This window comes from Flavobacterium sp. TMP13 (assembly GCF_050847115.1).
Taxonomy (GTDB): Bacteria; Bacteroidota; Bacteroidia; order Flavobacteriales; family Flavobacteriaceae; genus Flavobacterium.
Map to the genome: position 1 here is coordinate 258,093 of NZ_CP193656.1, position 13,175 is coordinate 271,267.

The 13,175-nt window shown below is 33.9% G+C and carries 8 protein-coding genes; all 8 read left to right on the top strand.

Features of this window, described 5'->3' with window-relative positions:
- Positions 1-38: 38 nt before the first annotated feature.
- The 8 genes from ACRASX_RS01115 (at position 39) to ACRASX_RS01150 (ending at position 13,096) form a co-directional block, all read left to right on the top strand.
- Positions 39-647 carry an RNA polymerase sigma factor gene (locus tag ACRASX_RS01115; protein WP_432222146.1) on the top strand — a complete coding sequence of 203 codons (609 nt, stop codon included), beginning with the start codon at positions 39-41 and terminating at the stop codon, positions 645-647.
- A 101-nt stretch (positions 648-748) separates the two neighbouring features.
- A complete protein-coding gene (locus ACRASX_RS01120) occupies positions 749-1,858 on the top strand; it encodes a FecR family protein (RefSeq protein WP_432222147.1) in 1,110 nt (369 codons plus the stop codon).
- A gap of 163 nt (positions 1,859-2,021) precedes the next feature.
- Complete coding sequence (locus ACRASX_RS01125; protein WP_432222148.1) at positions 2,022-5,747, top strand: SusC/RagA family TonB-linked outer membrane protein; 3,726 nt, start codon at positions 2,022-2,024, stop codon at positions 5,745-5,747.
- 12 nt (positions 5,748-5,759) lie between these two features.
- Positions 5,760-7,238 carry a RagB/SusD family nutrient uptake outer membrane protein gene (locus ACRASX_RS01130; RefSeq protein ID WP_432222149.1) on the top strand — a complete coding sequence of 493 codons (1,479 nt, stop codon included), beginning with the start codon at positions 5,760-5,762 and terminating at the stop codon, positions 7,236-7,238.
- Positions 7,239-7,254: 16 nt separating this feature from the next.
- On the top strand, positions 7,255-8,118 hold the full coding sequence (locus ACRASX_RS01135; RefSeq protein WP_432222150.1) for a substrate import-associated zinc metallohydrolase lipoprotein: 864 nt from the start codon (positions 7,255-7,257) through the stop codon (positions 8,116-8,118).
- A gap of 6 nt (positions 8,119-8,124) precedes the next feature.
- Positions 8,125-9,462, top strand: a complete 1,338-nt coding sequence (locus ACRASX_RS01140; protein ID WP_066310027.1) for a DUF4302 domain-containing protein — start codon at positions 8,125-8,127, stop codon at positions 9,460-9,462.
- A gap of 657 nt (positions 9,463-10,119) precedes the next feature.
- Positions 10,120-11,709, top strand: a complete 1,590-nt coding sequence (gene bshC / locus ACRASX_RS01145; RefSeq protein ID WP_432222151.1) for a bacillithiol biosynthesis cysteine-adding enzyme BshC — start codon at positions 10,120-10,122, stop codon at positions 11,707-11,709.
- A gap of 115 nt (positions 11,710-11,824) precedes the next feature.
- A complete protein-coding gene (locus ACRASX_RS01150) occupies positions 11,825-13,096 on the top strand; it encodes an acyltransferase family protein (protein ID WP_432222152.1) in 1,272 nt (423 codons plus the stop codon).
- The last annotated feature ends 79 nt before the right edge of the window (positions 13,097-13,175 follow it).

The following is a 13,175-nucleotide window of genomic DNA, read 5'->3' on the forward strand; positions in this document are numbered from 1 at the left end:
TAACAATAATTAAATGTTAAAAAATAAAGCAACCTAATTTGAAAAGCACAGCAAAAAACACATTAACCGTTGACGATCTAACTATCTGGAGCAATATGAAGGAAGGTGATGAAAATGCTTTTTCGTTACTTTTTAAAAAATATTATGCGGAATTGGTGCGTTATGGAAACTCATTATGTGCTTTTGATGATAAAGTGCAAGATTGTGTTCAAGATGTTTTTACTGACGTTTGGATTTACAGAAAATCAGTCTCAGAAGATATTGTTGTAAAGGCCTATCTATTATCATGTGTACGCAAAAGAATCGCAAAATTGTATCAAAAAGATAAAATTTTTAGACATGTAAGCACTATCGATACACTAAAGTTTTTATTTGATTTTTCTATTGAACACCAGTTAATTTCAGATGAAACTACCGCTACAAAAGTTTTGCACCTAAACACTTTACTTAATAATCTACCTTCGAGACAAAGAGAAGCATTGTACTTACGGTATCATCAGGGGCTTTCTGTAGATCAAATTGCCGAAATGTTAGATGTAAATTATCAGTCTGCAAATAATTTAATTTTTAGGGCAATTCAAAAACTTCGAAAGGACTGGAAAGAGAATTTGTCAATTCTTTTGCTTTTATCTTCGCAATTTACCTAGCAGTATTACTACTTTTTATTTCGAAGTAAAAAAATATTCCTAATTAAGTGAGTATATAATAATAAAACTGTTCTTATTGTTTTCGTAACCCGTACTGTGAGATGCAAAAAAGTAATAATTATACCGAAATAGAAGATTTTTTAGGAGACGAGTCCTTTCGTTCTTGGATCCTTCATAATACGAATGCTCAAAATTGGGAAGCATGGACACTTGAAAATAGTAGTCGAGCACATTTAGTAAAAGAAGCGCGTTTGTTTCTTTTGGCACTCAAAGTGGACGAAACAAAAATGTTAGCAATAACGGTAGAGGCAGCTTTAGAAAATACCTGGAGAAAAATTGCCCTAAAAAAAAGAAGTAAAAATAAAAATATAAAGATCTCGATCTGGAAGAACGACTGGTTCAAATGGATAGCTGCTATTTTGGTTCTTGCATTATTTTTTTCTTGGTCGTATACTAACTCCTCGTTTACTGAAGATGCTAACACTGTTTATAAAAAACTTATTTCTGAAAACAAAGAAGGATTAGTCGAGCAAACAAATAATTCTGATTTTTCTCAAATTATAACTCTGTCAGATGGCAGCTCGGTTTTATTGCAGCCGCAAAGTAAATTAAGTTATCCTAAAACTTTTGTAGGAAACGAAAGAAAGGTTTATTTATCGGGTGAGGCATTTTTTGAAATCAGTAAAAATCCGAAGAAGCCGTTTTACGTGTATGCAAACGAAATTGTAACTAAAGTGGTTGGTACCAGTTTTCGTATTTCTGCATTTGAAAATCAACCCAATGTAGAAGTAATTGTACGAACAGGAAAAGTAAAAGTACACTCCAACCAACAAGCGACTAAACAATCCAAAGAAGAAATTGTTTTGTTGCCGAATGAAGCATTACGTTTTGAAAGAGAGACCTCAAAGTTTGACAAAATTACAGATATCACTGCGGACATTACCGTGAAGCAAAATATAAAAAGCATTGAACAATTAAGTTTTGAATTTACAGATATTCCGGTAAGCCAAATATTTAAAACCATAGAACAAGCGTACCACGTAGCGGTCGATTTTCCAAAAGAAAAATTAAAAAATTGTCATTTAACCACTTCTCTAAGTGACCAACCGTTGCCGGAGAAATTAAAAATTATTTGTAAAAGTCTTGGAAACAATACCAGTTATGAAATGAACGGAAACAATATCACCATTATTTCTACTGGATGTAATTAAAAAAAATGCCTATGTAAATTTAAAAGTACTAAAAAAAAAGCGCCTAATGTGCTGTAACACTTTAGACGCCAATGAAATATCAAAACACTTTCTGTAAAAAGTATTTTGGTGCGTTTATCCAAACACCCTGTTAAAAAGTATTAATCAAAACAAACTCAAAATTATGAAAAAACCTGTTGTTAAACAACGTTTACTCTATCGAATCATGAAAATAACGCTCTTTCAAATGGTGTTGGCTTTTGTTTTCTCGACCGTCATGACGGCTAATAGCGTCAAGGGTCAAAAAAAACTGGATACAAAAGTTACCATTTCAATAAATAATATGAGTTTATCAAATGCATTAGCAAAACTTGAAAAGTCAGCTGATGTTAAATTTTCATATAATTCGAGAATCAGTCAACTCAACCAAAAAGTAACTATAAATGCGAGCGAAGAAACACTTTATAATGTTTTATCGGAAGTTTTTAAGCCACTCAATATTGATTTTGCAGAAGTAAGCGATCAGATTGTTTTGCAAAACAAAATCGAAAATGAAACCTCCATTTATAGCATTAAAAACCTATTTAACAGCACCGTCTATGCTGGCATTATCGTTAATGGAAAAATTACTGATGAAAATGGAAATCCCTTGCCGGGTGCAACCGTAATGGCCAAAGGAACTAAAGTTGCCGTTTTAACCGATTTCGACGGGAATTTTACCATCGAAATGCCAGAAAATGTTTCAAAAATTGTAATCAGCTACATTGGCATGAAAACCAAAGAAATTGATGCAACAAGCAAATTTGTTACAGTGGTACTGTCTGAATTAGGAGAAAATCTTAATGAAGTTGTGATTACGACTGGATATGAAAAAACATCTAAAAGAACTTTTACAGGAGCGATTAGTAAGATCAATAGTACCGAGTTAAAGGTAGATGGTGTGGTTGATGTAAGCCGCATGATCGAAGGAAAAGCTGCTGGTGTAACGGTACAGAACGTTACGGGTACTTTTGGAACTGCTCCAAAAATTACTGTTCGTGGATCATCTTCTATTTTTGGAGATACTAAACCATTATGGGTTATTGACGGTGTTGTTCAAGAAGATATAATCAATCTTACCTTTGCTGACTTAGCTTCAGGAAATTCAGAAACCTTGTTAAGTTCGTCTATTGCTGGTTTAAACGCAAACGACATTCAAAGCATTGAAATATTAAAAGATGCCTCTGCAACTTCTATTTACGGATCGAGATCATTAAACGGAGTTGTTGTTGTTACTACCAAACAAGGCCGAAGAGATGTGCCATTGAGTGTAACCTATTCGTTAGAACAAAGTTTAAGAACGGTACCAAATTACAATCAGTTTGATATCTTAAACTCTCAAGAATCCATGAGTATTTTTAAAGAAATGGAATCGAAAGGATATTTAGATTTGCCGTCGACCGTAAATGGACGATATGGTGGAGTTTATAATATTTTAGGTAGAGCCATTAACACCTATGTTCCTGGAACGGATAGCTATTTAGTACAAAACGATCCCGTTAGTCGCAATCAATTCTTAAAAAAATATGAGTTAGCAAATACGGATTGGTTTAATGTATTATTTAGACCTTCGATTACTCAAAATCACTCGCTAAGTTTTAGTGGTGGTGGTAAAAACAATACTTTTTATGCTTCTTTAGGATACTACAGTGATCCAGGATGGACCATTGCTGATGATGTAAAACAAATATCATCAAACATCAAAGGAACATTTTATTTAAACGATAAGCTTAACGTCACCTTATCTACTTTGGCTTCGGTTCGTGATCAAGGCGCACCAGGTAGTTACGAGAGTGAAAAAGATGTGGTTTTTGGAAAAGTGACTAGAGATTTTGACATCAATCCGTTTAACTATGTATTAAATACAAGTAGAACGTTACGTCCATATGATGAAAACAGAAACTTAGAATATTACAGAAACAATTGGGCTTCAATGAACATTATAAATGAATTGAAAAACAATTATATGGAAATTGAAGTAAAAGACATTCGTTTTCAATTGGATCTGGACTATAAAATCAGCCCTAATTTAACTTACAATTTAACAGGATCTGCTCGCTATGCCAACACAAATCGTGAGCATAAGATACTTGAAAATTCAAATGTTGTAGGTGCTTACAAAGCGGGAACTCCAATAGGAGAAGACGGTGTTAACACTTTGGTGAGAGATGATAATATCTTTTTATATCAAGATCCAAATGACCTAACCGCTCCAAAAATTTCGGTTTTACCAAATGGTGGGTTTTTAAGAAAATTCACTAATGACTTAACTTCTTACAATGTAAGAAACAGCGTTAATTATAGAAATACATTCAGTGATCAACATGAGGTAGAAGGTTTCTTTGGTACAGAATTAAGAGTAGTCAACAGAAGTAGTGATAATTTTACTGCTGCTGGACTTCAGTACGACAGAGGACTTACTGCATTTACGGATCCTAGACTTATCGAAAAAATTATTAATGGTGGAGATTCTTATTTTGCCTTTAATGAAGAAAGAGAAAGAACTGTTGGATTTTTTGGTAAAGTTGGATATACATACGACCGAAGATATACTGCTTCGGTAACTGGTCGTTACGATGGATCAAACAGACAAGGAGACAGCGGTTCTTCAAGATGGTTACCTACCTATACTTTTAGTGGAAAATGGAATGTTGCTGAAGAAGACTTTATGAAAGATGTTTCTTCTGTAAATACATTAGCACTTCGAGCTTCTTATGGTCTAACAGCAACCGCAGGACCTGCAACAAACTCGTTAGCCATTTACAAAAGCTTTGTAACCGACCGTTTAGGTCTTTCTGACAGAGAAACAGGGGTACGAATTGATGCGTTACAAAATGGAGAATTAACTTGGGAAAAGCAATTTGAAACTAACATAGGTTTAGACATCGGAATGTTTAACAACAGAGTACAACTAACAACAGATATTTACAGCCGAAAAGCTTTTGATTTAGTTGATTATGTAATTACTTCAGGAATTGGAGGACAAAGAATCAAGCAAGGAAATAATGCCGATATGGAAACTAAGGGAGTTGAAGTTGGTTTTACCACTAGAAATATCAACACTAGTGATTTTAAATGGTCAACAACTTTAAATTTTTCGGTATACGATCAAAAAATTACAAAGTTAGAGAACAAACCTACGGTATTTGATTTAATTGATGGTAATGGTGGGAACGCAGTGGGGCATCCTAGAAACTCTATTTATTCTTACGCATTTACTGGATTAAATGATCAAGGTCTGCCAACATTCGTAATGCCAGAAGGCGAAAATGATAAAATTACAGGTGCTAATTTTCAAGACAATGATAATGTAACGAACTATTTAAAATACGAAGGATCTATCGAACCGAACAAATCGGTTGGTTTAGCAAATACGTTTACGTACAAAAATTGGTCATTATATGTTTTTGTAGTTGGATCTGGAGGAAACAAAGTACGTTTAAACCCTGTGTATGACAGTACTTATGATGATTTGACTGTATTTACAAAAGATTTCACCAATCGTTGGCTAAATCCTGGGGATGAGAATACGACTAACGTTCCAGTTATTGCAGATCAACGTCTAAATACTAATTACGGAGGAGAAAGAACACTTGCGAGAGCATACAATACTTACAACTACTCTGATGTACGTATTGCAGATGGCGACTTCGTTCGATTAAAAAATATATCTCTAAGTTTTGAATTCCCAAAAGACTTTAAGCGAAAATTAGGACTGAACACTTTTACCTTAAGAGGTTCTGCGGTAAACCCGTGGTTAATCTATTCTGATAAAAGATTGAATGGTCAAGATCCTGAGTTTCGAAATACAGGTGGGGTAGCTTTACCAGTTACAAGTCAATATACTTTAGCTTTAAACATTTCATTATAATAAGAGAAAATTATGAGAAAATTAAAAATAACATTAGCACTATTAATACTTATTGGTAGTAGTAGCTGCGATGATTTCCTTTCGGAAAAACCAGACAATCGAACCGAAATTGATACTGCAGATAAAATAGCAGAAGTACTTGTAAATGCTTATCCACAGATGAGCTACTTTGACATTGCCGAAACAATGTCTGATAACGTATTTGACAGTGGAATGGCATCAACATTGCCAAAAAATGAGCAAAATTACAATTGGTTAATACAAACAGAAGCCAATGACATTGACACGCAGGCCTATTATTGGGATGCTTGTTACAATGCGATTGCTCATGCAAATACAGCGCTAAAAGCGATTGAAGATCTTGGCAATACGGCTGACTTACAAGGACAAAAAGGTGAAGCTTTACTAGCGAGAGCGTATTCGCACTTTATGTTAGTTTCATTGTGGTCGCAAAGATATAATCCTGCAACTGCAGCTACTGACCTAGGAATTCCTTATGTAACAGAACCTGAAACAAAATTAGTTGCCAACTACAAGCGCAATACGGTCGCTGAAGTTTTTGATTTTATTCAAAAAGACATCGAAGAAGGATTGCCAATTGTAACCAATTCGTACAGTCAACCTAAATTTCATTTTAATAAAGATGCAGCCAAAGCATTTGCAAGCCGTTTTTACTTGATAAAAGGAAATTGGGATCGTGTATTAGAACTTACAGCAGACTTAGGGTCTAAACCAGTGGGTAAATTAAGAAATTACCTTAAGTATGAATCTATTGCAGTAAATGAACAACGGGTAGCTTACGCGAGCAGCGATGAACCAACTAACCTATTAATTGGTTCTCCAAATTCAATCATTCAAAGATCTTCTAACCAAAGTAGATTTTATCTTTCTGGAGATCGATATCAAGAAATTTTTAGCCCAAATGAGAGTTTATTTGGAAAACAATGGTACTATAATTTTTATTCTAGCAATAGTAGTATAACTGTTTTTTTACCAAAGTTCTACGAATATTTTAAATACACCAATGTCTCAGCAGGAATTGGAGAACCCTATACTGCCGAAGTTTTATTGAGTAACGATGAATTTTTCTTGAATCGAATTGAAGCACACGTAATGAAAAATCAGTTTGCCGAAGCTACTGCTGAACTGCAATACTTTTTATCTACAAGAACACTAAATTATAATCCAGCTACTGATATTTTAACAGAAGAAGATATTTTAGATTTCTATCCTGTTGTTGCAGATCAGTTCACACCGTTTTACACCATAACTGCACAACAAACATCATTTATTAACGCACTTACAGAAACGAGACGTCGTGATTTTGTACATGAGGGAATGCGCTGGTTTGATGTCAAACGATTTAATATCGTAGTCAATCATCAAACGTATAACAAACCAGATAACATTTTGGTAAAAGATGACAAACGCAGAGCTTTGCAAATACCGCTACATGCTTCAACGACTGGCGTAGAACTAAATCCAAGATAAACTAAACATGAAACTCATGAAAAAAGTAAAATATTATAAAATAGCAGTCTTTGCTTCTGTTTTGGTAGCCTTGAATGCCTGTTCGCATGAAGAGCAACCCACAGCAAGCCAACTGGACTACACTCAGCCTGAAAAAACACCTCTTGACAACTGGATTGGTACTAGTTATCTTGATTCTTACAATATCAATGTGCAATACAAATGGAACCAAAATACGGTAGACAATAATCGCTTCTTATTTCCACCTGCTGTAGAAAAGGTAAAGCCTGCATTAGAAATTGTTCAAAAGATTTGGCTTGATAGTTATTCTACAATTGGAGGTGCTGATTTTGTGAAAAAAATTGCTCCGAGAGAAATCGTTTTAATAGGAGGAGTTAATTTAAACAGTGTTGGAACAAGAACCTTAGGTATTGCTGAAGGAGGTCAACGTGTAACTCTTTTTGAAACAGATTATATTGATAAAAATGACCGTGCGAATGTTTCTGAATTTATACATACAATTCAACACGAGTACATTCACATCTTAAATCAAAACAAACCTTTTGATGAAAAATCGTGGGCGGTGCTTACTCCAGGCGGTTATACCGCAGATTGGTACAACTTTGATGTTCCAGAGTCAAATGAAATTGGTTTTATAACCAGTTATGCCAGATCAAATATCAACGAAGATTTTGCTGAAACTGCAGCTATGATACTGATAAGTTCAAAAGTAGAGTACGCAGAATTTCTGGATGGAATTGAAAGCCCGACAGCATATGCCGCTCTTAAAGCAAAAGAAGCACTTGTTGTTAAGTATTTCAAAGATGCTTTTAATATGGATTTTTATGCTTTGCGAGACGAAGCAGAAAAAAACACAAACTTTGTTATAAACAATAAATAAAAAGACATGAAAGCAAAAAATATATTAAAATATTTAATTGTAAGCTTTTTGATCTTACAATTAACTTCCTGCACCAACAATGATGCAGAACAAAAGTTTGATCAAAGTCCGACCGAACGATTGAATGCACAGCAAAAAGAGTTAAAAGATTTATTACTCTCTTCTGAATTTGGGTGGAAGGCCGTTTATTTTACAGATGACTCGCAATTGGGAGGTTATACTCATTTATTTAAGTTTGCCGCAGATGGAACAGTGCAAATGGCATCTGATTTTGACGAAGACACTAGCGTTTTAAAAAGTCAGTACGAAATTCAGCTTGGGAGTACTGTAAGTTTAGTGTTTACAACTAAAAGTAGAATTCATCTCTTATCTGATTCGAATAGCTATCCAACTGCTGCGCTACGAAGCAAAGGGTATCTTGGTGACTTTCAGTTTTTGTACTACGGACAAGAGACCAACACAATACTATTTAAAACCAACAGAGAAAATAAAGAGTTGCGTTTTGTAAAAGCTACAGCAGACGATTGGACTAATTTGTCAAAAAACATTGACATGATTGATAATGTTGTTGGAAGTGATTCTAGACCTCTTTTTAGATTACTCGAAACAAACGATGGAAAAACAGTACACCAATTTGATTTTGCATTTGATAAAAATACTAGATATGCCGAAGCAAATTCGATTGAAGAAGGATATCCTGTAACCTACGATATGGGTATCGGCTACACCGCAGACGGCATAATCGTTAGCCCGCCCGTAGTCGTTGCCGATCAAAAATTAACAAATTTCATCTATAATGAAGCAGAAGGTAGTTTTACGGCAACTGGAACGGGGGGCGTAAGCGCAACCATCAGATACTCTAGTAAACCTCTTGTTTTAACAGACGATTACAAAGCTTTACTAGAAGGTAACAAACAAGCAGTCTATGGTTACATTGCAGCTAATTTGTATAACGCTTCAACGACCTCTTCGTTGTTTAAGCAACTAATAAATAAAGTGAATGCAACTTTACCAGCGAATCAATCTGTTAGTAGAGTGCAATTGGTATTTAATAACGCTGTAAATGGAAGTTACATTCAATATCAATTTAATGGTGGAAAGCCTTCTATAGTTCATTTTGTGACTACTACAGAGGATGCTGCTAATAAAACTTTAATTTTAACTGATGACGGTTGGACTCAGTCAGCAGCAAATAGAGCTTTCCTAAAAGATTTGGATGCTGAGTTGACAAATCCAAAAGGATTATATGTTAAAAAGGAGAATTTCAAGGTTACTTACAGTAACGTTATTTACACCTTTACGAGTGCATCCAGCAGTTTTAGAATGACAACATATACATTATAAGTACTTTTGAATTTAGCGAGAAAGGTTGCCCTTTAAAAGGCAACCTTTTTTTTTAACAGCATTTGTAAATTTTCATATAACAACCAGTACTGCCCGAAACCTAATACATAAAAAATCCAATCTCGCTTAAATAAATAGTAAAAAACAAGTATCAGCTATTTTTAAATTCTTAATTAAAACAAATCATAATATGAAAAAACATAAAACACCGATAAATATAGTTTTGTTATTATGGTTTTTGATTTACATTCTTATATCAAACACCTATCCAGATTACACGATGTATTATTTTTACCTGTCACTTCCAATCATCATTTTATTACTAATATTCGATCTTGTAAAACAAAAAAAAGAAGACAAGTTAAATGATACAAAAACATTTCAATCAGCCATTTATAGAATGTTGATCATGTCAGTTGTATTAATCGTTTTCTTTTTCTTAACAAAAGAAAACTATTACTAAAAAACAGTATAAGTGATTTAGTTAATGAAAGTTTTTAAAATTTATTAAACGTCATTTACTTATATACTACTGAATTAGATGTCAAACTAAAATTTTTGATTTCTCGTAAGAAAGGTTGTCTTTTGATGGACAACCTTTTTTTTAACAACTGTCCTCGGATTATTTTTGTTATTTTAGCATTAAAATAAAAATCTATGCCAACCGACTGTATCAGCTATCAAAATTCAGGTTATTTTTCTCCTTTGATGAATGATTATTTAGATCAAACTAAAAATTTACACGATCTATACAATCGGTTTCCTCTACTTGAAAATTTCGAAGAACAAATAAGCGAGAAACAAGCAAACTTTGATAATACAAACCGCTTGACACTGGCCAAAGTTTTGCATAAGCAATACAGCAAACTTGAAACTTCGCAACTGACACAACAAAATATTGAGTCTTTAAAAGTCAACAATACCTTTACGGTTACTACGGGTCATCAACTCAATTTGTTTTCTGGTCCTTTGTATTTTTTATATAAAATCATTTCGACAATTAATTTAACAGCAGAATTAAAAGCAAGATATCCTGCTTATAATTTTGTGCCAATTTATTGGATGGCAACAGAAGATCACGATTTTGAGGAAATTAATTATTTTAATTTTAAGGGAAAAAAGTTTCGCTGGAATACAGAAAGTACTGGTCCTGTTGGAAGATTGTCTACTGACGGCTTAGATCAATTTCTCGAGATTTATTCGAAAGAATTAGGCGCCAGTACAAATGCTTCGTATTTAAAATCATTATTTGAAAAATCGTATATCGAGCATAAAAATTTAGCCGATGCTACAAGATATTTAGCCAACACATTATTTGGCGCATACGGATTAGTTATTTTAGATGCAGACGACACTCAACTAAAGCGAACCTTCATTCCTTTCATAAAAGAAGATTTAGAGAAGCAAACTGCTTATAAAAACGTAATTGAAACAGGCAAGAAACTTGCCGATTACAAAATTCAGGTTAATCCGCGCGAAATCAATTTATTTTATATTGAAGGCGATTTGCGTGAGCGAATTATTTTTGAAGATAATAAGTACTTTATAAACAATACTAAAATTCAGTTTTCTAAAGAAGAACTTTTTAATTTAGTCGATCAACATCCCGAAAAATTTAGTCCAAACGTAATCATGCGTCCGCTTTACCAAGAAGTTATTTTGCCCAATTTATGCTACATTGGCGGCGGCGGTGAAATAGCGTATTGGTTAGAATTAAAATCCTTTTTTGATGCAGTAAAAATTACTTTTCCTATTTTGCTAGTTCGTAATTCTGTACTTTTAGCAACTGAAAAACAAAGCAAAAAAGCCGAGAAATTAGAGCTGAGCTGGAGTGATCTATTTTTAAAACAACAAGACTTAGAAAATAAAATCACGCATCGTATTTCTGGTTTTCCTATTGATTTGACTGCTCAAAAAGACGCATTACAAAAACAATTTGCAGACTTATTTGCAATTGCAGCGCAAACGGACCTATCGTTTACTGGAGCTGTAAAAGCGCAGGAAGCAAAACAAACAAAAGGATTAGCCAATTTAGAAAAACGATTACTAAAAGCGCAGAAACGCAAATTGGGCGACCAAATAGAGCGTGTAACCGAACTTCAGAACGAATTATTTCCAAATCAAAGTTTGCAAGAACGGCAAGCTAACTTCTCTGAATTTTATTTAGAAAAAGGAACAGAATTAATTCCGAATATATTTCAAAAATTACAACCTTTAAAAAATGAATTTTCGATAATTACGATTTAAAAAAATACAGCATAATTTTCAGGATACAAATAACCACTCTCTTCCTAAAAAAAATGTTTCTCAAACCAAATAGCGACTTTTAAAATGAATGAACTAACCTTTTTACCCAAAAAACATGGTAAGAGAACGCTTAATTTCGCTAGATGTCTTTCGTGGACTCACTATTTTATTAATGACAGTAGTCAACAATCCAGGAGATTGGGGCAACGTTTATGCCCCGCTGCTTCACGCTAGTTGGCACGGTTGCACACCCACAGATTTAGTTTTTCCTTTTTTCATTTTCATAATGGGAGTAGCCATTTCTTTTGCAATGCCAACAAAAACCTATGATAGTGCAACTTTTAACAAAATTTTGGTCCGCTCTGTTCGTATGTTCGGACTTGGATTGTTTTTTAATTTTTTTAGCAAAATTCAACTTTTTGGGTTAGAGGGTGCTGCATTACTTGCAGTTAGAATGGCAATTACCATCGGAATCGGCTATGCTTTAATGGGTAATTTTAGTTCAAAAATAAAGAACATCTTAGCATTCGGAATCTTAACACTATATTTCGTCCTAGCGTACGGAGGTTTCCAAGACTATCAACATGTTCGTATTCCTGGCGTATTACAACGTATTGCTGTTGTTTATTTCATCATTTCATTACTGTATTTAAAAACGTCAATCAGAACGCAAATCGGAGTAGGATCCGTAATTCTATTAGGGTACTGGGCAATGATGACCTTAATTCCTGTACCTGGAATTGGCGCTCCAAATTTAGAAATAGGAACTAATTTAGCTTCATGGCTGGACAGCATTCTACTTAAAAATCACATGTACCGAGGAACCAAAACTTGGGATCCCGAAGGAATTTTGAGCACAGTTCCATCCGTTGCCACTGGAATTGTTGGTTTAGTAATTGGACAAATTTTACACTTATCGGTGCCTAAAATAGAAATTACTAAAAAATTGATGCTAAGTGGCGTAGCACTAATTATAGTTGGACTAATTTGGAACATCGTTTTCCCAATAAATAAATCGCTTTGGACTAGTAGTTTTGTGCTTTACACCGGCGGATTAGCAGCAACCACTTTGGCAGTTCTCTACTATATAATTGATGTCGCCGATATTAAAAAAGGATCTAAATTATTTTTAATTTGGGGCGTTAATCCAATGATAGTGTTTTTCTTCTCACAGATTATTCCGCAAGCTTTGGTAATGATTGAGTTTCAGGATCCAAAAAACCCATTAGAACAAATTAATCTCTTAAGCTATTTCTACACATTCGGAATTGCACCCTTTTTCAGCAATCCTATGGCAGCATCTTTGGCAGGTGCACTAATTTATGTAGCCATATGGACTTTTATTTTATGGTTGTTTTATAAAAACAAACTTCTGTTCAAAGTATAGAACATTAATTTTATAATTATTATAAGCCTTAAATTAAAAAATAAGAAAAACACAATGGTGAAATAAATTATCATAAAGT

Coding starts and splice junctions, on each gene's coding strand:
- ACRASX_RS01120 (WP_432222147.1), top strand. CDS start 749: ATGCAAAAAAGTAATAATTATACCGAAATAGAAGATTTTTTAGGAGAC.
- ACRASX_RS01125 (WP_432222148.1), top strand. CDS start 2,022: ATGAAAAAACCTGTTGTTAAACAACGTTTACTCTATCGAATCATGAAA.
- ACRASX_RS01130 (WP_432222149.1), top strand. CDS start 5,760: ATGAGAAAATTAAAAATAACATTAGCACTATTAATACTTATTGGTAGT.
- ACRASX_RS01135 (WP_432222150.1), top strand. CDS start 7,255: ATGAAAAAAGTAAAATATTATAAAATAGCAGTCTTTGCTTCTGTTTTG.
- ACRASX_RS01140 (WP_066310027.1), top strand. CDS start 8,125: ATGAAAGCAAAAAATATATTAAAATATTTAATTGTAAGCTTTTTGATC.
- bshC (WP_432222151.1), top strand. CDS start 10,120: ATGCCAACCGACTGTATCAGCTATCAAAATTCAGGTTATTTTTCTCCT.
- ACRASX_RS01150 (WP_432222152.1), top strand. CDS start 11,825: ATGGTAAGAGAACGCTTAATTTCGCTAGATGTCTTTCGTGGACTCACT.